A 25,344-nucleotide genomic window follows, 5' to 3' on the forward strand; every position below is an offset into this window, starting at 1 on the left:
CTAGAGCACGGGCGACGAATTTTCCAGCCGGCCCGGCCGGCGCGGCGAACGGAGCAAGAGAACGATGAACGGCGTGAACGGTGGCGCGGGGCGCGTTGTGACGGTATTTGGCGGTTCGGGCTTCGTCGGACGCTATGTCGTGCGGGCGCTGGCGCGCGACGGCTGGCGCGTGCGCATCGCCTGCCGCCGCCCTGACCTCGCCTTTCACCTGCAGCCGCAGGGCCGCGTCGGCCAGGTGATGGCGGTGCAGGCCAATGTCCGCCATCCCGAATCGGTCGCCGCCGCGCTGCGCGGCGCTTCGGCGGTGGTGAATCTCGTCGGCATCCTGGCCGAGAGCGGCGCGCAGAAATTCTCCAAGGTGCAGGCCGAGGGCGCCAAGACCATCGCCGAGGCCGCCAAGGCCGCCGGCATCGACACTCTCGTGCATATTTCGGCGATCGGGGCGGACGCCAGTTCGGCCTCGCAATACGCCCGCAGCAAGGCCGCTGGCGAGGCCGCCGTGCTCGCCGCGGTTCCCACCGCCGTCATTTTGCGCCCGTCGGTGATCTTCGGCATCGAGGACCAGTTCTTCAACCGCTTCGCCACCATGGCCCGCTACTTCCCCGCGATCCCGGTCGTCGGCGCGGAGACGAAGTTCCAGCCGGTCTATGTCGGCGATGTCGCCGAGGCGGTTGCCGCCGCCATCGCCGGCCGCGCCACGGCGGGCGCGGTCTATGAGCTCGGCGGCCCCGAGGTGCGCAGCTTCGCGGCGCTGATCGACTTCGTCCTGAAGGTCACCGAGCGCGAGCGGCATGTCGCCAAGCTCTCCTTCGCGACCGGCAAGCTCGTCGCCTCCATCACCAGCTTGTTCACCAAGCTGTCGCTCGGGTTGTTCCCGACGCTGCTGCGCATGACGGCCGATCAGGTGGAGCTGCTGCAGCACGACAATGTCGTGAGCGCTGCGGCGATCAAGGAAGGCCGCACGCTGCAGGGGCTCGGCGTCGAGCCGCAGTCCTTCGAGGCCATCGCGCCGACCTATCTCTATCGCTACCGCAAGACCGGCCAGTATCAGGCGCAGCGCCTGGAGGCGTGAGGGATAATCAGGCGCGCGGGTCTTACCATTTTCGTTTGAACAGCTCGCATTAGGACAGCTCGCATTAGGATTGTCATTCCCGGCGGGCTGAAAGCCCGACCGGGAATCCAGAGCCACAACAGCGCTGGTTTTGCTCTGGATTCCCGATCGCTCGCTTTGCGAGCGTCGGGAATGACATCATTCCCGGCGAGCGACCACCCCGTCATTGCGAGGAGCAAAGCGACGAAGCAATCCAGAGCCACATCACGGCCCTGGATTGCTTCGCTTCGCTCGCAATGACGGCGGCGCGGGCGCGCGAAATCACCGCCCCGCCCAACGCGCCTGCCGCTCCGCCGACAGCATTTTGTGAATCCGCGCCATGAAGGCGACGCCGAAGAGCGGCGTCAGCACATTGAGGCCCGGCGTCACGACGAAGGCGGCCATGAACAGGCCGGCGAGAAAGAGCTGCGGCGCGTAGCGCCGGCGCAGCTCCATCGCCTCCTCGAGCGAGCGAAAGCGCGTCGCGGCGAAGAGGAAATATTCGCGCCCGAGCAGATAGGCGTTGGCGAGCAGAAAGGCCACGGCGTTTATGCCGGGCAGAAGCAGCAGCAGCAAAGCCAGGAAATTCACGCCCGCCGACACGACTGCGAATTTCACGCCCATCATGACCGCCTGAGAGACCGGTATGGCCGTGCCCCTTTCGCCGGGTGGATAAAGATCGGCTTCGACGACATCGGCGAGATCATCGAGAAAAAGCCCCGCCACCAGCACCGATATCGGGCCGATGAGAAAAGCGAGAAAGACAAACAGCCCGACGCCCGTCGCATAAGTCAGCGCGAGCTGCAGCCAGGAATGGTCGACGGAGATATAGGACAAAGCAAGCTTATCGAGCCCGACCCATGCCAGCGCGAGCAGCAGGAAGGTCATCCCTAAGCTCTTGAACAGCACATTGCGGAACGGCGGCGAGACGATCTCGCGCAGGGAGGCGAGGGCGGCGTCGAACATGAAAGTCATGCATGGCCTCTTCTTGGAAGCGCGCCTTTGATGAAAAGCGGCGATGGTTGCGCGCTCCGGCAGCCGCCCGCGCGGCGACCGCACAGCAAATGGCGATAGAACGGCACGGACGCAAGGGGGCTTGCATCCAGCGTTTCATTGCATGAGCCAGGGGGCGATGCAGCCAAGGCAATTTCTCTCCAGCAAATTCACCGACGCCAAACGCCCCGCCGTCTCTCGACGCGAGTTGTAAGGGAAGTCCGGAACGCCCCGGCCCCGTTCGGCCGAGATGTATTTTGTTTATGCGCACCGGAGCTAAAGCGTCCCGGACACGGTCTTTATACACGCGCACCTCTTCCCGACGGAGTGACCTCGCTCCCGGACACGGCCCCTGACAGGACCGCTTCTTTCCCTCCTGACCAAATGGCCAGACGGGCGCGCGCTCGAACGCCGCGGGCAATGTCATTCCCGCAGTCTTCCAATGCCGTCTTCCTTGAGGCGCGGGCTCCCTTTTCAGGAGGGACCGCGGCGTAGCCCGAAGGAATATTGAGGCCCAGCCTTTTGCGCGTGAGCATTCACGCGCCCCCCGCCAAGGGGAAGCCCGACCGACGACCCGCCCACATCCGCCGAAAGGCCCGGCGGACGCTTGACCGGCCCCGCCGCGCCGCCGACCTTGACGACGCCCCTTAGGTGACGAGGCGGGGGGAGCGTAAGGGCGAGTCAGGGGGGTGGGGATAGATTTATTTGACGAAGGCCCGCGCGCAGCTTTCCCCCTGTTGGGCAGGGTGGGCGGGTCGCGTTCGTGAGGGGTTTTGAGAGATAAGTGGCCGCATCGCCCATGCGTGTGTGCTGGTGCTGACACCTATGAACTCGAGTCATCCCGGCAGGAGGCTCGCTTGATAAGCTCGGAACAAGAAAAGGAACAGTAAAGCAAGCAGACTCGCCGCAAGAGCAAAAATTTGCTGTTTGGCCGCTGCCTGCTGATGGCTACCTGCCTCCACTTGGATTAGCCCATGATGATCATCGGGCCGGTCTTCGGCATCTCATAATCGTGCAAATATCAAGAATTATGCATATGGGCGCAGCGGTAAAGTGCAAAAGCCCGCCGGAAGGGCGGACTTTTGCGTAATTTGAGTTGGTATCACCTGACGAAGGAAAGCGCCTCCTGCGAGAGGCCAAGGGCCGCTAAATCGTCGGTCGTGACGACCGCCCACTCTTTCATATTGCCCCGCGCTCCCGCATAGGGCTCAACGCAGCCTGCCATCATGAGGCTAGCGACGCGCGTCGCGGGGAGCTTCACGACAAGCCGCCCCTTGCTGGCTTTTGCAAACACCTTCCCCTTGATCCGCAGGCAGTCGAACCCGAATAGTTTCACCCGCTCAACGTGCGACTCAGTCGCGTGCATTGCTTCGGCGACGACTTCGAACAGGCGGGAACCTTCCCACTGTGTGTCACGTTGCTGCGGCTTTTTCTTAGACGAGTTCTTAGCCATTAAGTGCCCCCGCTCGATTGATTGCCGCGTCCGTTTTTAGCCACGCGATTAGTTCGGCCGGATCCTGTCGCTCCAGATAGTTCGCGTCGAGAAACCGATATTTTAGCCGACCGTCCCTGACCACGAATGTCGCGGGCACCGGAAGTTCCCAAGCGCCATTGATTTCCAGAAGATCAAGCCCGAGCTTTCCGTAAATGTCCTTAACCTCGTTGCCAACAGCGAACGAAATACCGAGTCGACGAGCGAGCTTATTATCGTTGTCCCACAGGAATCTGAAATTCGCCGCAGCCTTCGCTTTGGTCTCGATGAGCGCCATAGATTTTTCCGGCGCGATCGCAAAAACCCCGGCGTTTAACAGCTCAAAGTCTGGCTGATGCTTTTGCAGAGCTTTAAGCTCCAGATTGCAGTAGGGACACCATCCGACCGCGATAAAATTTGATAATCAGGGTGCGACGGCCCCAATAGTCACTGGCGCGCACATTGTTCCCGCCGTCATCGTGCAACTCGAAGTCTGGAAATTCCGCGCCAACCACTGGCGTGCAATATCCGATACCTTCATTCTTGAGACGGGCCACCAAGGCTCGGAAAGAGTCGATGTAGCCAGACGGAAGACGCTGCTCCGCCGCTGCGGTGAATGCAGCGATCTGCTGTGTAAGGGACTCGTGCGCGAGGATTTCCGGGTCGATGCTGTTGGCTTGCTGCTTGCTCATGATCTTAAGCCACCCGCCGCGCTTTGCCGCCCTTGCCGCCGAGCAGCCTCTTAAGGTTTGCAAGGGACATGTTCAGGATCATCGGCATCATGTGCGCCGCCACAAAACGCATTGGTCCCGGCTGCCAGTTGAAGTAGGTTCGGAAAACGAATTCACTGCCGCCATTTCCATGAGGACGCACGAGGAAAACGACCGAGTGATCGCGAGTCGGCATCATGACCCGGTTTTTGGGCTGAAAGCTGAAAGCATAACCACGCGGCGGGTCCCACCAGATCACCCGCTCGAAAACGTCGCCCATCATGCTGAATGAACAGCTGCGCTCCGAACCGATTCCGCATGAGGCGGGACCGTTGTCAGACGCCGCATGACTCAAATGCAATGATTTGAGCATCGGGAGCCATTTGCTCATCAACTCCGGCTCGGAGATGGCCGCAAACATTTTTTCGGGGGCGGCGTCATAGTAGCCGACACCTTCGAAGCGCAATGGCGCTCGAATTTTGCTGGCGGCTTCCGCACACACGGCTTCATTCCCGACCGCAAATACATTCATGCATCCACTCCTTTTGCAACATCAACATCCGCGAACGAACCGTCTTGCGAGTGTTCGCTTTTAATCTCGACAGATAACAGAACATGCGTTCTGAAAAGAGTCAATAGGGACAAGAACAATTGTTCTGTTATTTTTAGAGACGCTGCGCGCTTAGCTCAGGGTCCCAAGGCTGATATTTACAAAATTGGCGATGGAGCGAGGACTCGCGCTCGACCGCGCGAGAGCGGCGAGATTTTGAACAACACCCGCAAGGAAATCTGCCTCCCCCTTGGTGTCGAACTCAGGCCTCAACTCGCCGTTAGCCACTGCATTGCGAAGGGCGCTTTCGAAGCCTGTTGACAGGAAAGTTCGAAAGTCGGCGACTTTTCGCGCTACCGCTTTGTCATCGGGGCCAACCTCAGTAGCTGTATTCCACAGCAAACATCCTATCCGGCCCGATGGCTTAGCCGCGATTTCTCCGAGGCGATGTATAAAGTCTTTGATTGTATCGAGCGAGGCATCGTCGCGGTGCAGGACGCCCGCTAGTTCCCGAACCACAGTGGTTAGGTAGTGGTCAAGCGCCGCAAGAAAGAGACCATGCTTGCTCTCATACAACCCATAAAGGCCATAGCGGCTGACGCCCGTGCCAGTTACGAGGTCCTCAATAGAGGTCGCGTGATAGCCGTATCGCCAAAACACTTTCATCGCAGCATCGAGCGCCGCCGCAGGATCAAATTCTCGGGTTCTAGCCATCGATAACCGCCCTGAAATATCAGAACTGAAATTCTGTATCTCGATTGGGTCAGGGTGTCGAGTTGGTTTTTGTACTGCCGGTTCAATCGCGCCGATAAAGTTTTTCCGGCAAAAGTCGCGTTTCGGCGCAATTCACGGCGCGCCGGAGTTCGATGAAGCGCAGGTCGCGCATGGGAAAGGCGCTCGATAATCCCCCGGCCCCTCACCCAACCTCTCCCCGCAAGCGGGGAGAGGAGTCGGGCGCGTCCCGATTACGCCTTCGCTGGCTCGCGCTGCGCATAGCCGAGGCGGATGTTCAGCTCATACAGCAGCTTCTCGGCCGCAGCGGGAATATTCGTGCCGGGCGGGAAGATCGCCGCGGCGCCGAAATCGTAGAGGGCCTGGAAATCGTCCGGCGGAATGACGCCGCCGACGACCATCATAATGTCCTGGCGGCCCACTCCCGCCAGCGCGTCGCGCAGCTCCGGGGTCAGCGTCAGATGGCCCGCCGTCATGGTCGAGACGCCGACGATATGGACGTCGGCCTCCTTGGCCTTCTGCGCCACTTCGTCCGGCGTCGCGAAAAGATCGCCGATCACCACGTCGAAGCCCATGTCGGCGAAGGCCGAGGCGATGACCTTCTGGCCGCGGTCGTGGCCGTCCTGGCCCATCTTCGCGACGAGGATGCGCGGCTTGCGGCCGGTGTTGTCCTCGAAGTCGCGGGTCATGCCGACAACGCGGCCGACCTGGGCGCTGTCCTTGCCGGCCTCGCGCGCATAGACGCCCGAAATGACATTGGCCTTGGGCTTGTGGCGCGTGAAGACCTTTTCGAGCGCGAAGGAAATCTCGCCGACGCTCGCCTTGGCGCGCGCCGCCTTCACCGCAAGGTCGAGCAGATTGGCGCCCGAGGTCGCGCCCTCGGTCAGCACATTCAGCGCGGCCTGCGTCGTCGCCTCGTCGCGCTCGCCGCGCTCGCCGCGCAGGCGCTTCAGCTTGTCGAGCTGCGCGGCGCGCACGGCGGCGTTGTCGACCTTGAGCACATTCGGCTTGGCGTCGTTCTCGGGCTGATATTTATTGACGCCCACGACGATCTGCGTCCCGCTATCGATGCGCGCCTGCGTCTTGGCGGCGGCCTCCTCGATGCGCTGCTTGGGCACGCCCGCCGCAATGGCCTTGGCCATGCCCCCTAACGCCTCGATCTCCTCGATATGCGCCCAGGCCTTTTTGGCGAGTTCCGCCGTGAGGCGCTCGACATAATAGGAGCCGCCCCAGGGGTCGATCACGCGCGTCGTGCCGCTCTCCTGCTGCAACACGATCTGCGTGTTGCGGGCGATGCGGGCGGAGAAGTCGGTGGGGAGCGCCAGCGCCTCGTCCAGCGCATTGGTGTGCAGCGATTGGGTGTGGCCTTGCGTCGCCGCCATGGCCTCCACGCAGGTGCGGATCGAATTGACATAGACGTCCTGCGCGGTGAGTGACCAGCCGGAGGTCTGGCAGTGGGTGCGCAGCGTGAGGCTCTTTTCCGACTTGGCGCCGAGATCCTTCATGAGGCGCGCCCAGAGCAGCCGCGCGGCGCGCAGCTTGGCGACCTCCATGAAGAAATTCATGCCGATGGCGAAGAAGAAGGAGAGACGCGGCGCGAAAGCGTCGATATCGAGGCCCGCCGCAACGCCGGCGCGCACATATTCGACGCCGTCGGCGAGCGTGTAGCCGAGCTCCAAATCCGCCGAGGCGCCCGCTTCCTGCATGTGATAGCCGGAGATCGAGATCGAGTTGAACTTCGGCATGTTCTGCGAGGTGTACGCAAAAATATCCGACACGATCCGCATGGAGGGGTCCGGCGGATAGATGTAGGTGTTGCGCACCATGAACTCTTTGAGAATATCGTTCTGAATCGTGCCTGTGAGCTTGTCGGCCGACACGCCCTGCTCTTCCGCCGCAACGATGAAGAGCGCGAGAACCGGCAGCACCGCGCCGTTCATCGTCATCGACACGGACATCTGATCGAGCGGAATGCCGTCGAAGAGCGTGCGCATGTCGTAGATGGAGTCGATCGCAACGCCCGCCATGCCGACGTCGCCCATGACGCGCGGATGGTCGGAGTCATAGCCGCGGTGGGTCGCGAGGTCGAAGGCGACGGAGAGGCCCTTCTGGCCGGCGGCGAGATTGCGGCGATAGAAGGCGTTGGAGTCCTCGGCCGTGGAGAAGCCGGCATATTGGCGGATTGTCCAGGGCTGGGCGACATACATGGTGGAGTAAGGCCCGCGCACGAAAGGCGCGACGCCGGGGAAACCGTCGATGAAGGAAAGCCCCTCGACATCCCCCGGCCCGTAGGCGCTTTTCACCTCGATGCCCTCGGGCGTCAGCCAACTGCGCGGCGGCGCCTCCTGCGCGACTTTGGTGGCGGCGAAGGGGATTTTGGTGAAATCGGGGATGGCGGACATCTTTTCCTCGGCTGCTTTCGGGGCGTTTTAGACCAGCCCAAGGGGAAGCGCAAAGTCCGCTCAGAAACGCCGGCGCGGGGCGTTGCAGGCCTATCGCTGGATCGACGCCAGATAAGCGAGCAGCGCCTCGATCTGCTGCGCGTCGAACCGGAACTGCGGCATCTCCGGCCCCTCATGGCCGACGACGATGCCCTCGCCCAGCGCCTCCTCCAGATTGGAGAGCGGATATCTGCGGGCGAGGTAACGGAAGGGCGGCGCTTTGGGGTTGGCGCTCGCGCCTGTTCGGCCGATGGCGTGGCAACGGCTGCAATTGGCTTTTGCGATGCTGGCCCCGAGCGCCAGACGCCCCCTGTCCGCCGCGGCAGGCGCCAAGCCGAGCGTGGCGGCAAGAACAACGAGGGCGGCGGAGAGCGCGAAGCGAAGCATGTTCGTCAATCTAGCCGCCGCTCCTGCGCCCGCCATCCGCGCCTATTGCCGCACCACCAGCACCGAGCATTTGGCGTGGCGCACGATCGTCTTGGCGTTGGAGCCCAGGAGATAGGTCGCCATGGTCGGGCGATGCGAGCCGACGACGATGAGATCGGCGCCCCAGTCTTCAGCCTCGGCGAGGACCTCGGGATAGACGGCGCCGAAACGCACCGTGGAAGAAACCCGCCCGGCCGGCAGATCGACCTTGCCGGCGACATCCGCCAGATCCCTCTCCGCCGCAAGGCGCATTTCCTCGTCGAAATTCGGCGGGATGTAATCGACAAAAGCCACCGGCACGAGCGGCTGGACGCTCACGAGGCGCAACTGCGCCTCGGGGGCGGCCTTCGCCAGAGACAAGGCGGCGTCGAGCCCGATCCTAGTCATGTCGGCTTCGCCCAAATCCACGGGCACGAGAATCTTCTTGTACATCGCCGCCGCCTCCCTCTATGGTTTTCGTTCAAATCGTCCGGCCTAATATAGGCGCTCGGCCATCCCCGCGCGAGCGGGCGGGTCGCCGCATGGCTAGAAAATCCTTATTGCTTGCGCGTCAGGCGGCCGACCGCCGCTTTCGTCGCCATGATGGTCTCGAGCGACTGCGCGCGCTTGGAGGCGGCCTGCGCCACAGCGGCTTTCACCTCCTCGACCGTGTAAGGCTTGGGTATCACCAACACGGGCTCGAGGTCGCCGGTTTGAAGCCATTGCGGAACGGCGGTCACGAACACCACCGCGGCGTCGATCTGCTTGAGCATCTCGTCGACCGCGACGATTCCCGAGCTGCCGTCGGCCAGCCGCACATCGGCGACCACCACCGCCGGCCGCGATTTGAGGGCGAGCGACAACGCCTCTTCCTGGGTGCGGGCCGGACCGATCACCCGATGCCCGAGATCGGTGATGATGAACTCGATGTCCTTGGCGATGATCGACTCGTCTTCCACGACCAGCACGTCGAGGGCGCGCTGGCGACGTTTCATCCGGGGGTGCGGCGCTGTTTCGGGCGCCTGCGCTTCATCCAGGGGCAAATTCACGGCGGAGCCTCTCTCCTCGCAGCAATCCTGCGGTTTCGGACGCCAATCTCCCGAGTAGAAGCGCGTCGATTAACGGCAAGCGCTTACGCGCGGCTCAAGCAATGGATCGTTAACGCGCGTAAATGCCGAGCGTTCCGAGGCGCTTGCCGCTTTTGCGCGACGCGCTGCGTTGCGGCATTTTGTCCATTCTTGCGTTCTACGCCCAAAATGGGCGCGGCCTCGTTGAAGCAAACGGAAGCGCCCAATAGATTCACAATCAGTCAGCTTACCTTCCTGCTGATCTTGCCCTTTTGGGCGTTCTCCCCCCGACTTGGGCTGCTGGCGACGGCAGCCCATTTTTCTTTCGTGATCAGATATAAGGCGCGAGCGCGCGCACCAGTTTCACGAGGCGGCGCATTTCTCGCTGCCAGAACTGTTCGTAATCCGCCCGGATGATCGGCTGGTCGTTACGCACGGCCACCTGCCATTTATCCGGCTCGACCTTTTCCAGAAGGCCGCGCTTCTGCAAAGCGAGCAGCTTTCTGCGCACCGTCTCCCGCGGGATTCCGGTAAGTTCCGATATTCGGGAGAGGGTGGGCGGAACCGCCCACAGAACGTCCTGCTCCTGCTCCTGCAGGCGGCCGCGCTCCTCGCGCAGATAGTAACGGGAAACGAAAATAAAGATCAGCAGCTCGTCGAGATCACCGTTGAATACCTTACGAAAATCGATGAGCTGGGCGACCAGAAACTCGATGAACTCGTGCTGAAAGGTCACATAGTTTTCCTGAACGATCGTATCCGGAAAACTCCTCTCTTCTTCGGGCATGGGATTATCCAGTCGGGCAATTTTCATCGGGAATGAGCGGAACGACGCTTCGGCGCGCCACGCACGCGAGACCGGCGCCCTCGGCTCGCGACGCTGGCGCGAAGGCAAACGCCGGCGATAGTCGTTCCGTCACGAGATAAAGGGCGTCCCTCGCCAGAGAGGTCGAGGGACGCTCATTTTCGACAATCAGACCGCCTGCATCGCCTCCGGCTTGGAGCGGCCGCGCTTCACCATCAGCTTATTGAGCGCCGAGACATAGGCGCGCGCCGAAGCGACGAGCGTGTCCGGATCGGCGCCCCGGCCGGTGACGGATTTGCCCTCTTCGGTGAGGCGCACGGAGACTTCCGCCTGCGCGTCGGTGCCCTCGGTGACGGCGTGGACCTGATAGAGCTCCAGCGTCGCCTCATGCGGCGCGAGCGCCTTGATGGCGTTGAAGATCGCGTCCACCGGGCCATTGCCGGTCGCCTGGTGAGTCACCTTGTCGCCGTCGATGTCGAGCGTGAGAGCCGCCGACTGCGGACCATGCGTGCCGGCCATGACCATCAAGGCGAGCACCTTGATGTGATCATGCGCCGAAACGATCTCGTCGTCGACGAGCGCAACCAGATCTTCGTCGTAGACGAACTTCTTGCGGTCGGCGAGATCCTTGAAGCGGTTGAAGGCGTCCTGCAACGCATTCTCGCCGAGGTCGTAGCCCAGCTCCTTCAGCTTTTCGCGGAAGGCGTGGCGGCCGGAGTGCTTGCCCATGACGAGCGAGGTCTTGGTGACGCCGACGCTCTCGGGCGTCATGATCTCGTAAGTATGCGCATTTTTGAGCATGCCGTCCTGATGGATGCCGCTCTCATGCGCAAAGGCGTTACGGCCGACGATCGCCTTGTTGTATTGCACCGGGAAGGACGTCACCGCCGAGACGAGCTTGGAGGCGCGCGTCAGCAGCGTGGCGTCGATGTTGGTGTGATAGGGCAGAATGTCGTGACGCGTCTTCAACGCCATCACGATTTCCTCCATCGCGGCGTTGCCCGCGCGCTCGCCCAGACCATTGATCGTGCATTCGACCTGCCGCGCGCCGCCGCGCACGCCGGCGAGCGAATTGGCGACCGCGAGACCCAGATCGTCGTGGCAATGGACGGAGAAAATCGCCTTGTCCGAATTGGGCACGCGCTCGCGCACGGTGCGGAAAAGCTGCTCATATTCCTGCGGCGTCGTATAGCCGACGGTGTCGGGAATATTGATCGTCGTCGCGCCGGCTTTGATCGCCGTTTCGACGCAGCGGCACAGGAAATCGATTTCCGTGCGCGTGCCGTCCTCCGCCGACCATTCGACGTCCGCCACCTGATTGCGCGCGCGACCAACCGAGGAGGCGACCAGCTCCAGCACCCGCGCCGGCTCCATCTGGAGCTTGTATTTCATGTGAACGGGCGAGGTGGAGATGAAAGTGTGGATGCGCGCCCGCTTCGCCTCGCGCAGCGCCTCGGCGCAGCGGTCGATGTCTTTTTCGGACGCGCGCGCCAGGCCGGCGACCGTCGCATTCTTCACGCGCCGCGCGACCTCGCAGACGCTTTCGAAATCGCCGGGGCTCGCAATTGGAAAGCCCGCCTCGATGATGTCGACGCCCAATTGGTCGAGCAGTTCGGCGACTTCCAGCTTTTCCTCCAGCGTCATGGAGGCGCCGGGCGATTGCTCGCCGTCACGCAGGGTCGTGTCGAAAATGACGACGCGCTCGCCGTCCTGGCAGCCATGTGCGGTATGGGTCATGATGAAACTTTCTGAAGCTGCTGCGCCCGATGTCAGGGCATATCCGGGTTACGTCGAGCCCCTGACCGCCTGGGCAAAAGCCCTGCGGGCGTCAGGGGCGACGAAGAAGCAGCAGGCCGGCGCGCGCAAAAGCCGCGCAAGAGCCGGCAAGCCCGCACGCCTTTTTAGCTTCAAATGTGGCGGTATCGGCAGCCACCTTCCGACGTCCTCGCTTCGACGGCCTTCTCCAGGCCGAAATCGCCCAAGGATAAGCAAATACGCGGCGGCAGGCAAGCGACCGCCTGCGTGTCCGACGTAAGTCGAGGCTATCAAAAGTCTATTCGAAGCGCATTTGTTTTTTTGCGCTTTCCGCCTTTCGTGCCTCTTGCCCAAAGGCCGATATGAGCCCTAACATCTCTCCATGGTCAAAACCGCCTTCTCGATCCGCCACGCACGCCCCGGCGACGCCGAGGAAATTGCACGCGTTCACGACGCTTCCTGGCGCGACGCCTATCGCGGCGTCATTCCTGGCGTCGAACTCGAACGCATGATTGCGCGGCGCGGGCCGGCTTGGTGGCATTCCGCGATCGTGCGCGGCACGGGCCTGCTCGTGCTGGATTTCGACAAGCAGATCGCCGGCTACTCGACCTATGGCCGCAACCGCGTGCCGTCGATGCCCTATTCGGGCGAAATCTTCGAGCTGTATTTGGCGCCGCAGCATCAGGGCCTGGGCTTGGGCCGGCGCCTGTTCAACGCGGCGCGGCGCGAGCTCGCCGAGCACGGCTATCTCTCGACGATCGTCTGGGCGCTCGCTGATAATGAGAAGGCGCTGTCTTTCTACCGCGGCCTCGGCGGCCAGACCGTCCGTCGCGCGGAAGAGCGCTTCGGCTCGGATATGCTGACGCGCGTCGCCTTCGGCTTCGTCTCCGCGCCCGTACGCTAATCACGCCGTCATTGCGAGCGTAGCGAAGCGCGATCTCCTCGCAATGATCGACCGGTGCTAGGTCCGCATGGACTGGGTCAGTGTCATTCCCGACGCTCGCGCAGCGAGCGATCGGGAATCCAGAGCAAAACCAGCGCTATTTTGGCTCTGGATTCCCGGTCGGGCTTTCAGCACTTGTTCAAACGGAAATGGTCTGACGCTCAGCGCCCTTTCAACCTCGTGAGGATTTCCTTCGTCGCGAAGCCGTCGGCGGGCTGTATCCCTTCCGCGATCTGAAAGGCATGGACGGCGTTACGGCTGGTGCGGCCCAACTTCCCGTCGATTGCGCCCCGGTAATAGCCCTTCTCGGTCAGCAACTGCTGCATCGCCTTGACGTCGCCGGTGGAAAGTGGCGCGACGCGCGGCCAAGGGGTTAACGGCGTCTCTCGTCCGGCGATACGATCCGCGAGAATAGCAACCGACATCGCATAGGCGTCCGAAGTATTATATTGCCGAATGACCTCGAAGTTATCCGAGATCAGAAACGCCGGCCCATTCGCGCCAGCCGGCAAGTAAAGGCTTGCTGCGCCACTTGAAGGCAGCGCCTCTCCGTCCGCCCGCTGAACGCCCAGCGACCGACAGCGACCGAAGTCGAGATCGAAAGCCGCGTAATCGAAGCCATCCGGCAGGCGGACCTCGACCACCGCAGGAAGGCCAGCGACCCAACCGGATTTCGCAAGGAAACGCGCGATCGAGGCGACGGCGTCCGCATGCGAACGCCAGATATCCGGCGCGCCGGCGCCGTCGTCGCTTTCCGCATATTTAAGATAGGCGGAAGGCATGAACTGCGGCTGGCCCATGGCGCCCGCCCAGGAGCCGCGCAATTGCGCGCGCGTCGCATAGCCCTTTTCCAGCATCACCAGAGCGGCGACGAATTCCTCGATGAACGTCTCGGCGCGGTGGCCTTTCCAGGCGAGCGTCGCCAGCACCTTCAGAACATCGGCGCCCCCGGTCGCCGTCCCGAAATTGCTCTCGACGCCGAGAATGGCGACGATGATCTCGCCAGGAACGCCATGCCGCGCCGTCGCCCGGCGCAAAGGGCCGGCGAGCTCCGCCGCGACGGATTGGCCGCGCGCGACGCGGCTGCTCGTCACCGCTCCAGCGAGATAGGCGGGGATGGAGATGGTGAATTCGGCCTGGGCCTTGGGCTTGGCGAGAACGCCCGGCTCCGGCGCGAGGCCAAAGACCGCCGCCTCGAAGGTGGCGCGGGAGACGCCCGCCGCCTGGGCTTGCGGCCAGATGTTTTGCAGAAATTGCGCGAAATCTTCAGCCTGCGCCGGAAGGGCGAGCGCGATCAGGCTCAGAGCCAGCCCCTGCAAGGCGCGGCGACGATCGAGAGGGCCCAAGGCCCTTTCCCTGCGGCTCATTGTCTTCCCCTGGCCCTGCTTGTTTGGAAATCTTTCATATTGCAGCATTTGACAGGCCAGCCGCGCTGCCGTCTACTGAAGACAACAGAGTTTCGAGGGGCGAGATTGCTCGCTGTCGGTCCTTACAATGACACATCAAGCTGTGCCTAGAAGCTTCAACGACTCCCGCCGCTTGCGGGAGCAGCCCGCCGGCGTTCCGCTGGATCCGAAGACCAAGCTCCGCAACGCCGGCCTGCGCCCCACCGTGCAACGTCTGGCGCTCAGTAAGCTTCTCTTCGGCAAAGGCGATCGCCACGTCAGCGCCGAGGCGCTCCATGCCGAGGCGCGCGAAGCCGGCCTCACCATGTCGCTCTCGACTGTCTACAACACGCTGAACCAATTCGCGCAAGCTGGGCTTCTGCGGGAGATCGCGGTCCAGGGCCCGCGCACCTATTTCCACACCCGCACCTCGCCTCACCACCATTTCATGGATGAAGCCACAGGCCGCATGTTCGACGCGGCCGATCGCTCGGTGGAGTTCTCCCGCCTGCCGGCGCCGCCGGAGGGCATGGAGATCGTCGGCTGCGACGTGATCATCCGCATTCGCCCCAAGAAGGGCTGAGCGGTCCCGGATGCGCGCCTGAAGGCGCGCGGTCCAGCGCCACCATTGGACCGCGCGCCTTCAGGCGCGCTCAGTTTATCAGCAAACCTCCAAGGCGGCCTCGTCCTTCGAGACGCGAGCTTCGCTCGCTCCTCAGGATGAGGCCTAAGTGTTTGATGCAGAAGCCCCTCATGCTGAGGAGCCTGCGCAGCAGGCGTCTCGAAGCACGAGGGGCGTCGCCGCCACTTTATCAGCAGTCCGAGCGCGCCTTTAGGCGCGCTTGATTATCTTCAGCCCAGAAGCTTTTTCAGCTCCGCCCGCAGCCCATCGGCCACATCCGGCCGCGCCAAGCCGAAGGCGACATTCGCCGCCAGGAAGCCGAGCTTCGAGCCCGTGTCATAGGTGCGGCCGTCGAAGCGCACGCCGTGGAAGGGCCGCTCCTTGGCGAGGTGGATCATGGCGTCGGTCAATTGGATCTCGCCGCCCGCGCCCTTCTCGCCCTTTTCGAGCAGCGCGAAGATCTCCGGCTCAAGAATATAGCGTCCCGAGATAATGAAGTTGCTGGGCGCGGTGCCCTGCGGCGGCTTCTCCACCATGCCGGTGATCTCGAACGTCTCGCCGAAATCCTTGCCCTTGGCGACGATCCCGTATTGATGCGTCTCCTCGGGTCTCACCTCCTCGACGGCGATGATGTTGCCGCCGTGCTTCTCATAGGCCTCGACGGCCTGCGCCATGCAGCGCGAGGTTTTGCCGGCGGCCGGGAGGGTGATCATGTCGGGAAGCAGCACCGCGAAGGGCTCGTCGCCGATGATCTCGCGCGCGCACCAGACGGCGTGGCCGAGACCCAGCGGCGCTTGCTGGCGCGTGAAGCTCGTGGCGCCCGCCTTCGGCAGATCGGCCATCAGGCTTTCGTATTCTTTTGTCTTGTTGCGGCGCTTAAGGGTGTCCTCGAGCTCATAGGACATGTCGAAGTGGTCCTCGATCGCGGCCTTGCCGCGTCCGGTGACGAAAACGAAATGCTCGATGCCGGCTTCGCGCGCCTCGTCGACCACATGCTGGACCACAGGACGGTCGACGACCGTCAGCATTTCCTTCGGCACCGCCTTTGTGGCCGGCAGGAAGCGCGTGCCGAGGCCGGCGACAGGAAAAACAGCCTTACGTATGCGTTTGGTCATTGGTCCGACTTCGAGTGGTTAGGTTACGGAAGCGCCGAATCTCGCGTAAAAGACTCAAATTCTACGCAGCCGGCCTGAGTTTTAACGATGCGGCGTTAATTTGGGGTGAGGAACACCGGAGGGGCAAGATGACGGTTTTGGTCACGGGCGGCGCTGGCTACATCGGCAGCCATACAGTTCTCGAGCTCCTCGACGCCGGCGAAAGACCGGTCGTGCTGGACGATCTGTCGACCGGCTTTCGTTGGGCTGTCCCCGAGGGGGCGCAACTCGTCGTCGGCGACGACGGCGACGAAAAGCTCGTCGCGGAGCTGATCCGCGACCACAAAGTCGACGCCATCATCCATTTCGCCGCCAAGATCGTCGTCCCCGACTCCGTCGCCGATCCTTTGGGCTACTATCTCAACAATACGGCGAAAGCGCGCTCGCTGATCGCGACCGCGGTCGGCTGCGGCGTGAAGCATTTCATCTTCTCCTCGACCGCCGCCGTCTATGGCGATCCCGAGCATCTGCCCGTGACCGAAGACGAGCCCTTGAAGCCCGTCTCGCCCTATGGCCGCTCCAAGCTCATGGTCGAATGGATGCTGGAGGATACCGCGCGGGCGCATGATTTCGACTATGTAGCGCTGCGTTATTTCAACGTCGCGGGAGCCGACCCCAAGGGCCGCTCCGGCCAATCCACGCCCAACGCCACCCATCTCATCAAGGTCGCGGCGCAGGCGGCGCTCGGCAAGCGGCCGAAGATGCAGGTCTTCGGCACGGATTATCCCACCCCCGACGGCACCTGCGTTCGCGACTATATCCAGGTCACGGACCTCGCCCGCGCCCATCTCGACGCTTTGCGCTATCTGCGCGACGGCGGGAAAAGCCTCGTCGCCAATTGCGGTTATGCGCATGGCTTTTCGGTGCTGGAGGTCATCGAGGCGGTCAAGCGCATCTCCGGCGTCGATTTTCCGGTCGACTACGCCCCGCGCCGGCCGGGCGATCCGGCGGCGATCGTCGCCGCCAATGATCGCGCGCGAAATGTGCTCGGCTGGACGCCGGAGCACGACAATCTGGACGAGATCGTGCGGCAAGCGCTCGACTGGGAGAGGAAGCTCGGCGAGCGGTCGGGTCATCCGGGGTAGGCCGGTTCTGCGGTGGGTCGCCGCGTCGCCCACCGCTGAAAACTCAGGGCTCCGAATCCAGGTTAGAAAACCCTACGCAGCCGCGTCATGCCCGCGCTTGTCGCGGGCATCCACGCCGGGACGTTACGACACGCGGGCAGCATAAGCGTTGGTCCCGCTCATGTTCTCAGCTTTCCGCTTCGGCGCGGCGTGGATGGCCGCGACAAGCGCGGCCATGACGCGGGAGACGTCTACGCCGGTTGAAGGCGCACGAAGCCGAGTTGAAGGGGCTCTCCAATCACGCCTCCAGCCGCTCGACGATGGTTCGCAGCACCTTGAGACGGGCGAACTTCTTGTCATTGGCCTCGACCAGCGTCCAGGGCGCGAGCCGCGAGCTGGTGCGGTCGACCATTTCGGTCATCGCCTGTTCGTAAAGGGCCCATTTCTCGCGGTTGCGCCAATCGTCGGGGGTCAGCTTGTAGCGCTTGAACGGCTTGGCTTCCCGATCCTGGAAGCGGCGCAACTGCTCGTCCTGCGAGATGGCGAGCCAGAATTTGACGACGAGATAGCCGCACTCGCCGAGCTGGCGTTCGAAATCATTGATCTCCGGATAGGCGCGCATCCAATCCTCCGGCGGCGCGAAGCCCTCGACGCGCTCGACGAGCACGCGTCCGTACCAGCTACGGTCGAAGATGGCGACGTCGCCGCGGCGCGGGAGATTGCGCCAGAAGCGCCAGAGATAGGGCCGCGCCAGCTCTTCGTCGCTGGGCGCGGCGACGCCATGGACCCGGAAGCGGCGCGGATCGAGCGCCTCGCGCACGCGCCGGATCGCCCCGCCCTTCCCCGCCGCGTCATTGCCCTCGAAGACCAGGACCAGCCCTCTGTTCCGAAAGCTCTTGGCCGTCGTGGCCTCGGTCAGGCGCTGCTGCAAGTCCCGCAGCTCCTGGCTGTAGGTCTCCCGATCGGCGGTTTTCGCCAGATCCAGCGCGGAAACGAGGCTCGGCCGCGGCAAAGCGCTCTCCGGCGTCGCGACGGCCTGCGTGCTCGGCGCTGCCGGCGTCCCCTCGGCGGCGCCGGTCAGAGTCTGCAACAAGAGATCGCCGACGGCGGCGTCGCGGTAATGCGGGTCGGACGCCGGCACCACGGCCCAGGGCGCATTGCCGGTGGAGGTCTTTTCGATCATCTCCAACGCCGCGTCGGTCAGGCGGGCCCGAGCCTTACCGCCGTCGATCTCGTCCCATTCGATGACGGCGGGGCGGCGCAGCGCGCCATTGGCCTCGCGCAGCTTCTCGAGCCGCTTCTGCGCCTCGCGATCGTCCATATGGAGCCAGATCTTGAGGAGATGCACGCCCTCGCGGCGCAGCATTTCCTCGGAGCGGATCATATCCTCCAGGGCGTTGTCATAAGCGTTTTTGTCCAGCCGCCCCAAGGCGCGGTTGCGCAGCAGCCGATGGTGCCAGGAGCCGATGACGAGCGCGATGCGTCCCTTGGACGGCATATCCCGCCAATAGCGCCAGGAGCCGGGGCGCGCCCGTTCTTCGTCCGTCGGTTTGCGGTAAGAGAGGGTCTCGACGAGATGGTCGTCGAGCCAGTCGTAGAGCCGGTTGACGACCTCGCCCTTGCCGGCCCCGTCCGAGCCGTTGACGAGCACCATGATCGCGGCGCGCCTCTGCTCCGCCACCTCGAACTGCGCGTCGAGCAAAAGCTCGCGCAACCGCGTCTCGGCGGCCTCGAACTCGTCTCTGGTCATGACATGCGGCAGGTTGGCGGATTCGAACATGGGTCTCTTTCCGGCAAAGGCAACTTTTCAAACGGGCAAGCTGTGGTAGATGTAGCGGCGAGCGGGTCCCGTAGCTCAGCAGGATAGAGCAGCGGTTTCCTAAACCGAAGGTCACAGGTTCGAATCCTGTCGGGACCGCCACTCAATCTACTGATTTCTATACACATTTGGCTTTGACCTCTCTGCGCCGCCGCAAAGTTTGACACTTTTCCTAGGCGGGTTTGACAGTCTTTGTTCGCCGCTTGTCCAATTCGGCCTCCAGAGAAGTGACAACGCCTCTCATCTTCGGGCGGAGGTCGGCGCCGCGAGCGTAGCGACGCGCCATCTCGATGGTGCGTTGCCCGAGGGCGTCGGCGATCGTGCGTTCATCGTGGCCCGCCTCTCGGAGGATGACCGCGACCGTGTGGCGGAGCCCGTAGAGGGTGAGGCCCGGCCCGACCTCCTCTTCCTTTTCCAGTTTCAAGCGCAGCGTCCGCCACGAAGCCCGAAAGCCGTCGAGGGTCCAGGGGCGGCCCGTGGAGCTGGCGCAAAGCGTTACGGCGTCGTGACCCGGCGCGGCTCGCAAAATCGCTTCCAATGGCGCCGGGACAGGCCAGAACACAGGCTCACCGGTCTTGGCGCGCTTCGTTGCAATCTCGCCGTTGCGCCAGTGATTGCGTGGGAGCGCGAGCGCATCCTTGGGGCCAAGCCCTGTCATCATCATGAGCGCGATTGCCGGCTGCATATGCGCCGGCGCTGCGTCGAGAACGGCATGGCGTTCCGCGTCGCTCCACGGCCGGTTCGCATCCGGCGCGCCCTTTGGCCGACGGATCGATTTAATGCCCGACGCGGGATTGTCGGCGAGATAGCCACGCTCTCGACCCCAGCCAAAAAGCACGGAAAGCGTCGCCTTGAGATAGTTTCCGAATCGCCGGCCCTTGGTAGCCGCCGCCTTGTCGCGGATGCGCACAACAAGCGGCCGATCAAAGCGGGCGAGCGGCGTGTCGGCGATCGGCCGCAAGTAGTCGAAATGCCCCTGGTAGTCCGCCTGCGTGCGGGGCGCGAGGTCGAGGAACGCGGTATGCGAGCGATAGCCTGCGATGAGCATCCCAAGAGTGCCCGGCTTTTCCTTCGGCGTCTGCGCCTCTTTCAGCGCCGCAATCCGCGAGCATTCCGCAAAAAACTCAGCCGAGCCGAGCTGGAACTTCATAAGGTCTATAGCTGTACGCGATTTCCGATGGTAGCAGCGCCACCGCCCATGGCGGTCTTTGAAAATCTGGAAGCCGCGTAGCTTTATCTTCGTCACTCGAGCCTCCCGACAATATCGTCGGCGTCGCTTGAGCATCCACCTTTAAGGCTATCAAGCCAAGCGTCGAGATCGCGCACATCGTAGCGAGCGTCGCCATTCGGAAAGCGCACGGGCGCAACGTGGCACTCAACTTCGAAGCGTTTGACCGGCCTGCCGCAATGGTGTGCGGCTTCCGCCCTGGTCAGCATGCGCTTTGGAATGATGTTGAGTTGCACTGTCGCACTGGCCACGTCGTCAACCTCACGCTTTTCGGATGGCGGCCCGCGCGCAGAGCGAGGATTACCCCACACGCGGGCCGCGCTCGCCAGTTCCGCCGTTCCGCCAAGAAATTCGGAAGACGAGCGCTCATCCCCTCGCACGGCCGCTGTTTCGCGCGAGGGGAAAGCTTGCGGGCGTCAGTTGCCCGGATTGAGATAAGCGCCACGCCAATCGGTCGCGCCGCATCCGAAGTCTAGGATGGCGCGGAATTCGACGCCAAGCGTTGTCCACCCCTCGCGCGTTTCGAGGATCGGCCCGCCGCGCCCGTTCAAGAACGCATGGCTGATAACGGACTGCTGCGCGGGATCGGCGAAGACGCGCCAGGCGTTCCCCGCGAAGCGGGGCTCGACTAGGATTTCGAGCTTGCCGGCGAAGGGATTGGCGTTGCTAACCTGGTTCGCCATGATCGCCGAGATTGCCTGTTCGGCCTCGGTTTCCTTGGCGGGACCGACAACGAGGTAACGCGGCGTGAGGCCGATCGGCGTCTTGCCGTCGAGGCCCTTTGTTTCCCTCAGCGCCTGTCGCGCGGCGCCGAGCGAGTCGACAGCGATCACCGCCCCGGCTGCCGCTTTGTTCCCGCGCGCCGTCGTGAACAGCGCGCTTCCGTCCGAGAGGTTTACGCCGTTGCCGCTATTCGCCGTGAAAAGCGCAACCATCTGGCTTGCCGCCGTCTCGGCCGCCGCGCGACCGAAGGCTTGCAGAAAGTCGGCGAAAGCCGAAAGGTCGTCATTCGTATAGGCTTGCCGGCTCAGAGAGAAGAGGCGCGCGAAGGTCTTCACGCTGAAAGCCTGAGCCTCTTCGCCACGCGAACCATAGGTGATTTCGCCGCTCTCCTTCACTTCCTTGAGTTCCGGTGCCTCCGAAATCTTGAGAATGTTCACGGGCCGAAAATCGGCGCTCATGCGCTCGCGGCTCAACATCATGAGAGGCGATTGCGCGACCTGATAGGCGTCCTGAAGCACGCGGTTGCCCGCGCCCATCAATAGATTCGGGAAGTCGCTCGTCGTGTGTGAGGCCCGCGCTCCGCCAAACCAGCGGCCCGGTCCGCGCGAGAGCCAGGAGCGGCGCTCGCCGCCCGACTCGGCGAGAATGTCATCATAGTCCGCAAGCCGGGTGTTAACGAACTGTTTGGCAGCGCCTTCCGGCGGCTTGCCTGCCATCCGCGCATAGAGGGCGTTTTCGAGCGTCTGGCGCAAGAACTGCGGGTTGTCGAGAGTCTCTGCGTTTGCGCGCATATAGCCACGTTCTCCGATGTCATGTTCGGACGAATTTCGAGGCTCTAGGCGATAGCCTCGGGCATCGCTTGCCTCACGATTGATGTTGGAAATGATTGGGCCGGCTTCGGTCAGCGCACGCTTGTAGGCCATCGCCGCTTCACGAACGGAGGCAAACGAGGCGTCCTGGGCGACAAGTTGGTCGAGATGCGGCTTGAAGCCCTCCCCGAAAATTTCGACGAAGAGCTGGTAGCCGCGTGCGTCGATCGGCTTTTCCAGTGGATTTTTGCGTTTTCGCGCTCCGCTTGATGCAGGAGCGGACCCGCCGAAATCCTCGTCGTCGAAATCCTCCTCGCCTTCGTCTAACGAGCGGATCATCGCGCCCGCGTCGGCGGGAACGCTGACGGCGGAAGCTTCCAACAGCGCCCACTTATCGGCGCGCCAGGTTTCGACGTCGCCGCTCGCAACCAACGTCCACTGATCGACGCGATAGCCGATCGAAATGCCCTTGATATGCCCGGCCGCAATATCCGGCTCGATTGCGTGCGCCGCTTCAGACTCGGCAAGCTGCACGATCCCGACCAAAAGCCCATTCTCGAAACGAGCGTCTGTCAAAGTGCCAATAATGGCGCCGACCGCGCCCTGATTATGGGAGTCGAGAAACTTCACCTGCCCAAGCGCGACTCGCGAAAGGTCGACGGCGGCGGGGTCCATGTTCAGTTCTTCGTTGAAGCCGTAGCGCTTGACGCTCGCACCCGTCGAGAGGACGGTGCGGAAACTGCGCATCTCGGGGTCGTAAGAGCCCGGCGCGACACTCGCAGAGCGCGACTGGCTCGACGCGGGAGGCCCACTGCGCTTCGCGCCAACACGGGGCGCTGCACGCGTCATGATCGCCCCCTGCGAGGGGGTGAATTTTTTGACAGGCAAAGACTCAAGCGTGAGATGCGAGACCTTCTGGCCCCGAGCGGCCCTCTCGCAGCGCTTGGTCTCAAACTGGAAGGCTTTCGCGGTCTTTTTCATCGTTGCGCCCTCAGTCCTGCGGAGCCGTTAGTTCGGGGCGGCCGAGATGCTCACGCAGCGCGGGGAAATCGAGCCCCGCCTCACGCGCGCGATGCTGAACGCGAGCCGCTGCCGCGTGCACGTTGAAAAGATGCACCTGATTGACGCAGATACTCGTATCGCACGCGGCGAGTTTCTCAATGATCTGCTCACGGCTTCCACACGCCGTCGCAAGGTAGCTGTGTTTCGACGCGATATCGTCGCCCGCGTGGGTGTAGAACCATATGGCGACATAGAGGTCTTTGGTGCGATCGGTCCAAATCTCTGTCTTCTTCCCGCGCGGATAGGGCTCGAAAACGTCGTCGAACGCGGCGGGAAGGTGGTCGACGCTGTCGAGGTTACGAAAAAGGTCGACCGCAGACATGCCGCCTGTTTTCCCATCCAGGTCGGCGGCGTTGAAGGCTATCTCAGCGCGAAGCACCTGCGACGCAAACCAGCGGCGTTTGCCGCCTTCCGTGAGGAAAAAGGTTCCTACCGCCTTCGTCGCGAGCTGCTCGGCGAACTTATTCACGCGGTCGTGCTTACGGCCCGTGAGGACGGCAAGCTTTCCTGTCGATACGTGGTACCCATCGGCGAAGATCACGACGGCCTCCGTCTTGTATGCTCGTGCCTGAATATAACTCAAACACAGCGATATTCAAGTATCATCATACTCGAAATAGACACTGCGGACGGGCGACGCAAAACCCGTCGTTGGAAATCAGTTGGTTAGCGGATCAAAAAAGCGCGACGCCACGCACGAACGTGCGTCTTTCAGATCATTCGGCCGCTCCGGTCCAACTCGGGCATTGTTCGGCGAGGCCATCCGCATCGCCAACTCCCGATAATTCAGCGACGTCTCCTTCCTCATCGTTCGGGCCGGTTGTGAATTCGCGGTCGTGGTCATAGCCTCGGTTGAAGGCTCCCGGCGCACCGTAGCCATGTCGCGTCCAGCCGAGAGACGGCTCCAGTTCGCCCTCGCCGCCCGTTATCCAAGTGTCGCGTGGGGACGCCCAGGCGGTCGGTTGGTTGAGCGCCGCCGTCGCGCCCAGGGTCGGCTCGCGCTCGTCTCCCGAGGGCTCATCGTCGCCGCCTTCTTCGTCTTCGCCCTCCGGCGCGCCGCTCGCGCCCCAATAGAGCTGGCTGCGTTCTGCCGACATTTCGGTAGATCCGAGGCTCGGCTCGACATCGGAATCGCCGTCCATTTCATCGAGGGCTGCTACCAACGCCTCGATCGTCGCTTCGATGCGCGCCCGTATTCCTCGTGGCAATTCAACGAATTCCCGCGCCTGGCTCATGGCAAAATTCTCCTGTTCACCGAAACGTTGGTTTCGCCGTTGGTTACGTGATATGAAATCGAAACGAGGCTACTTTTTAGAGGCCATTAATCGATACGTCAACGCCAAAAGAGAGCATGGTTTCGAAATGAATGCGATCCAGTGCAAAATGGCCCGGGTTGCGACTGGGCTTGGCATACGAGAGTTGGCACAATTGGCTCAGGTAGCGCCCAATACGATCTCGCGTTTGGAAGCAGGCGAAGAGCTAAAGCCCCGCACAATTGCCGCCATACAGGCCGCGCTTGAAGCGGCCGGCGTCGAATTCCTACCCGAAAACGGCGGCGGCGCAGGCGTTCGACTAAAAAAATCCTAGAAGGAACTGTCAGCCTGCGCATGTAGAGGACGCTGGGGAGGCTGACCGGTTTTGATCCGCTTGATAGTACCTTGACCAAATTTTTCAGAAAGCCTCAATAGAAAATCAGGCTCGACTGCCTTGACAAAAGCCAGCATACCACCGAGGCGAGATATTTCTTTAGAATCAAGCCGGCCCATCGTGTAATGGTGGACGGCTGCGCGAATTTCCCGCTTGCGATCGCGTCCGAGCGACACAGTCCCCGCGTCCGAAAGAACCAATCCGGTAACAACTCTTCGGTATTTCTTGGTTGCAAGAACAGTTTTATCTTCATTTAACCGCAATCTTGGAAAAGATACCTCCTTTATAGTTCTACGCAACGCACGTTCAACACCAGATAGATTACCAACCCGCTTGGCAGAGAAAGTTAGATCATCTGCATAGCGCGTGTAATTTACCTTATCTTTTTTCATTTCCTCTGTTATCAGGCTGTCAAAGTCGAACATTAGAATATTAGAAAGAGCCGGCGACGATGGAGCGCCTATCGCCAATCTCAAGAGCGACCCATAACTAGTGCGACTAAACAATAACATGGAACTTAGATATATATCTTCGTCTTCATCGAATACACTATTTTTCTTACAGTAAAGCGACCAATCATCCGATCGGATCGACGGAAAGAAATTCGAAAAGTCAAATTTAAGTATAGCACCGGATTCAGCGTGAACTTCCGCGTTGCTTCGAATGGACAGGCCTTCTCGATACGCTTTTGCCGCGCTGTGCACCGGAAGTTTTGTCAAAAATTCTTCAACGAAAATACGCTGGAGATATTTCACCTCTTTAGCAGGCTGAGATATTATCCGCTCGCCACCATTTCTCTTTTCTATAGAATATCTTTTGTAGCGCACGGGTGCCGTGGTGACAATTACTCGTACATCCAGTTCACTCAT

25 protein-coding genes and 1 tRNA gene are annotated in these 25,344 nt (G+C 62.2%); 6 read left to right on the top strand and 20 right to left on the bottom strand.

Annotation, left to right across the window (positions count from 1 at the left end; translation table 11 throughout):
• Window positions 1–64: 64 nt before the first annotated feature.
• Window positions 65–1,072, top strand: a complete 1,008-nt coding sequence (locus QMG84_RS16065; RefSeq protein WP_281929145.1) for a complex I NDUFA9 subunit family protein — start codon at window positions 65–67, stop codon at window positions 1,070–1,072.
• Between the two features lie 300 nt (window positions 1,073–1,372).
• Here QMG84_RS16065 and QMG84_RS16070 read toward each other — a convergent pair whose 3' ends face one another.
• The 12 genes from QMG84_RS16070 to QMG84_RS16125 form a co-directional block, all read right to left on the bottom strand.
• The gene (locus QMG84_RS16070) at window positions 1,373–2,065 is read right to left on the bottom strand and encodes a sulfate transporter family protein (RefSeq protein WP_281929146.1); all 693 of its coding nucleotides are present in this window, start codon (window positions 2,063–2,065) and stop codon (window positions 1,373–1,375) included.
• Window positions 2,066–3,185: 1,120 nt separating this feature from the next.
• Window positions 3,186–3,536, bottom strand: coding sequence for a hypothetical protein (locus QMG84_RS16075; protein ID WP_281929147.1), 351 nt, complete (start codon window positions 3,534–3,536; stop codon window positions 3,186–3,188).
• Complete coding sequence (locus tag QMG84_RS16080; protein WP_350356514.1) at window positions 3,529–3,966, bottom strand: redoxin domain-containing protein; 438 nt, start codon at window positions 3,964–3,966, stop codon at window positions 3,529–3,531. Before QMG84_RS16080 ends, QMG84_RS16075 begins: the two co-directional genes overlap by 8 nt.
• Entirely contained in the window at window positions 3,926–4,246 is a 321-nt protein-coding gene (locus QMG84_RS16085; RefSeq protein WP_281929149.1) for a thioredoxin domain-containing protein, read from the bottom strand. Before QMG84_RS16085 ends, QMG84_RS16080 begins: the two co-directional genes overlap by 41 nt.
• Window positions 4,247–4,250: 4 nt before the next feature.
• Complete coding sequence (locus QMG84_RS16090) at window positions 4,251–4,796, bottom strand: SRPBCC family protein (protein ID WP_281929151.1); 546 nt, start codon at window positions 4,794–4,796, stop codon at window positions 4,251–4,253.
• Between the two features lie 150 nt (window positions 4,797–4,946).
• Window positions 4,947–5,528, bottom strand: coding sequence for a TetR/AcrR family transcriptional regulator (locus tag QMG84_RS16095; RefSeq protein ID WP_281929153.1), 582 nt, complete (start codon window positions 5,526–5,528; stop codon window positions 4,947–4,949).
• Between the two features lie 251 nt (window positions 5,529–5,779).
• A complete protein-coding gene (scpA, locus tag QMG84_RS16100) occupies window positions 5,780–7,948 on the bottom strand; it encodes a methylmalonyl-CoA mutase (protein ID WP_281929154.1) in 2,169 nt (722 codons plus the stop codon).
• A 90-nt stretch (window positions 7,949–8,038) separates the two neighbouring features.
• Window positions 8,039–8,374 carry a c-type cytochrome gene (locus QMG84_RS16105; RefSeq protein WP_281932046.1) on the bottom strand — a complete coding sequence of 112 codons (336 nt, stop codon included), beginning with the start codon at window positions 8,372–8,374 and terminating at the stop codon, window positions 8,039–8,041.
• Between the two features lie 42 nt (window positions 8,375–8,416).
• The gene (locus QMG84_RS16110) at window positions 8,417–8,845 is read right to left on the bottom strand and encodes a universal stress protein (RefSeq protein WP_202071390.1); all 429 of its coding nucleotides are present in this window, start codon (window positions 8,843–8,845) and stop codon (window positions 8,417–8,419) included.
• A gap of 104 nt (window positions 8,846–8,949) precedes the next feature.
• Window positions 8,950–9,441: a response regulator gene (locus QMG84_RS16115; protein WP_281929156.1), complete on the bottom strand. Its 492-nt coding sequence runs from the start codon at window positions 9,439–9,441 to the stop codon at window positions 8,950–8,952.
• 349 nt (window positions 9,442–9,790) lie between these two features.
• On the bottom strand, window positions 9,791–10,246 hold the full coding sequence (locus QMG84_RS16120) for a helix-turn-helix domain-containing protein (protein WP_281929157.1): 456 nt from the start codon (window positions 10,244–10,246) through the stop codon (window positions 9,791–9,793).
• A gap of 186 nt (window positions 10,247–10,432) precedes the next feature.
• A complete protein-coding gene (locus QMG84_RS16125; protein ID WP_281929159.1) occupies window positions 10,433–12,001 on the bottom strand; it encodes a 2-isopropylmalate synthase in 1,569 nt (522 codons plus the stop codon).
• Window positions 12,002–12,401: 400 nt separating this feature from the next.
• Between QMG84_RS16125 and QMG84_RS16130 the strand changes: the two genes are divergently transcribed.
• Window positions 12,402–12,923: a GNAT family N-acetyltransferase gene (locus QMG84_RS16130; RefSeq protein WP_202071386.1), complete on the top strand. Its 522-nt coding sequence runs from the start codon at window positions 12,402–12,404 to the stop codon at window positions 12,921–12,923.
• A gap of 200 nt (window positions 12,924–13,123) precedes the next feature.
• On the opposite strand, the gene QMG84_RS16135 is transcribed toward QMG84_RS16130, so the two are convergent.
• The gene (locus QMG84_RS16135) at window positions 13,124–14,329 is read right to left on the bottom strand and encodes a lytic murein transglycosylase (protein WP_281929161.1); all 1,206 of its coding nucleotides are present in this window, start codon (window positions 14,327–14,329) and stop codon (window positions 13,124–13,126) included.
• 127 nt (window positions 14,330–14,456) lie between these two features.
• Here QMG84_RS16135 and irrA point away from each other — a divergent pair, with 127 nt between their 5' ends.
• The gene (gene irrA / locus QMG84_RS16140; protein ID WP_246744674.1) at window positions 14,457–14,930 is read left to right on the top strand and encodes an iron response transcriptional regulator IrrA; all 474 of its coding nucleotides are present in this window, start codon (window positions 14,457–14,459) and stop codon (window positions 14,928–14,930) included.
• Between the two features lie 269 nt (window positions 14,931–15,199).
• Here the strand turns inward: irrA and galU are convergent, their stop codons facing one another.
• Entirely contained in the window at window positions 15,200–16,084 is an 885-nt protein-coding gene (gene galU, locus QMG84_RS16145) for a UTP--glucose-1-phosphate uridylyltransferase GalU (RefSeq protein WP_202071384.1), read from the bottom strand.
• 128 nt (window positions 16,085–16,212) lie between these two features.
• Between galU and galE the strand changes: the two genes are divergently transcribed.
• Window positions 16,213–17,208: a UDP-glucose 4-epimerase GalE gene (gene galE / locus QMG84_RS16150; protein WP_281929163.1), complete on the top strand. Its 996-nt coding sequence runs from the start codon at window positions 16,213–16,215 to the stop codon at window positions 17,206–17,208.
• 277 nt (window positions 17,209–17,485) lie between these two features.
• Here galE and pap read toward each other — a convergent pair whose 3' ends face one another.
• Complete coding sequence (gene pap / locus QMG84_RS16155) at window positions 17,486–18,967, bottom strand: polyphosphate:AMP phosphotransferase (RefSeq protein ID WP_281929164.1); 1,482 nt, start codon at window positions 18,965–18,967, stop codon at window positions 17,486–17,488.
• A gap of 64 nt (window positions 18,968–19,031) precedes the next feature.
• Here pap and QMG84_RS16160 point away from each other — a divergent pair.
• Window positions 19,032–19,108, top strand: a tRNA-Arg gene (locus QMG84_RS16160).
• Between the two features lie 70 nt (window positions 19,109–19,178).
• On the opposite strand, the gene QMG84_RS16165 is transcribed toward QMG84_RS16160, so the two are convergent.
• From QMG84_RS16165 to QMG84_RS16180, 4 genes are all read right to left on the bottom strand, one after another.
• Window positions 19,179–20,252, bottom strand: coding sequence for a tyrosine-type recombinase/integrase (locus QMG84_RS16165; RefSeq protein ID WP_281929165.1), 1,074 nt, complete (start codon window positions 20,250–20,252; stop codon window positions 19,179–19,181).
• Window positions 20,253–20,650: 398 nt separating this feature from the next.
• Window positions 20,651–22,615: a prohead protease/major capsid protein fusion protein gene (locus QMG84_RS16170; RefSeq protein ID WP_281929167.1), complete on the bottom strand. Its 1,965-nt coding sequence runs from the start codon at window positions 22,613–22,615 to the stop codon at window positions 20,651–20,653.
• 142 nt (window positions 22,616–22,757) lie between these two features.
• Window positions 22,758–23,369, bottom strand: coding sequence for a hypothetical protein (locus tag QMG84_RS16175; RefSeq protein ID WP_281929168.1), 612 nt, complete (start codon window positions 23,367–23,369; stop codon window positions 22,758–22,760).
• 175 nt (window positions 23,370–23,544) lie between these two features.
• A complete protein-coding gene (locus tag QMG84_RS16180) occupies window positions 23,545–24,063 on the bottom strand; it encodes a hypothetical protein (RefSeq protein WP_281929169.1) in 519 nt (172 codons plus the stop codon).
• Between QMG84_RS16180 and QMG84_RS21565 the strand changes: the two genes are divergently transcribed.
• On the top strand, window positions 24,062–24,415 hold the full coding sequence (locus tag QMG84_RS21565; RefSeq protein ID WP_434085959.1) for a helix-turn-helix domain-containing protein: 354 nt from the start codon (window positions 24,062–24,064) through the stop codon (window positions 24,413–24,415). The two genes, QMG84_RS16180 and QMG84_RS21565, sit on opposite strands and share 2 nt — an antisense overlap.
• On the opposite strand, the gene QMG84_RS16190 is transcribed toward QMG84_RS21565, so the two are convergent.
• Window positions 24,412–25,344, bottom strand: a complete 933-nt coding sequence (locus tag QMG84_RS16190) for a retron St85 family RNA-directed DNA polymerase (protein WP_281929170.1) — start codon at window positions 25,342–25,344, stop codon at window positions 24,412–24,414. The genes QMG84_RS21565 and QMG84_RS16190 overlap by 4 nt on opposite strands.

Source organism: Methylocystis iwaonis, assembly GCF_027925385.1.
Taxonomy (GTDB): domain Bacteria; phylum Pseudomonadota; class Alphaproteobacteria; order Rhizobiales; family Beijerinckiaceae; genus Methylocystis; species Methylocystis iwaonis.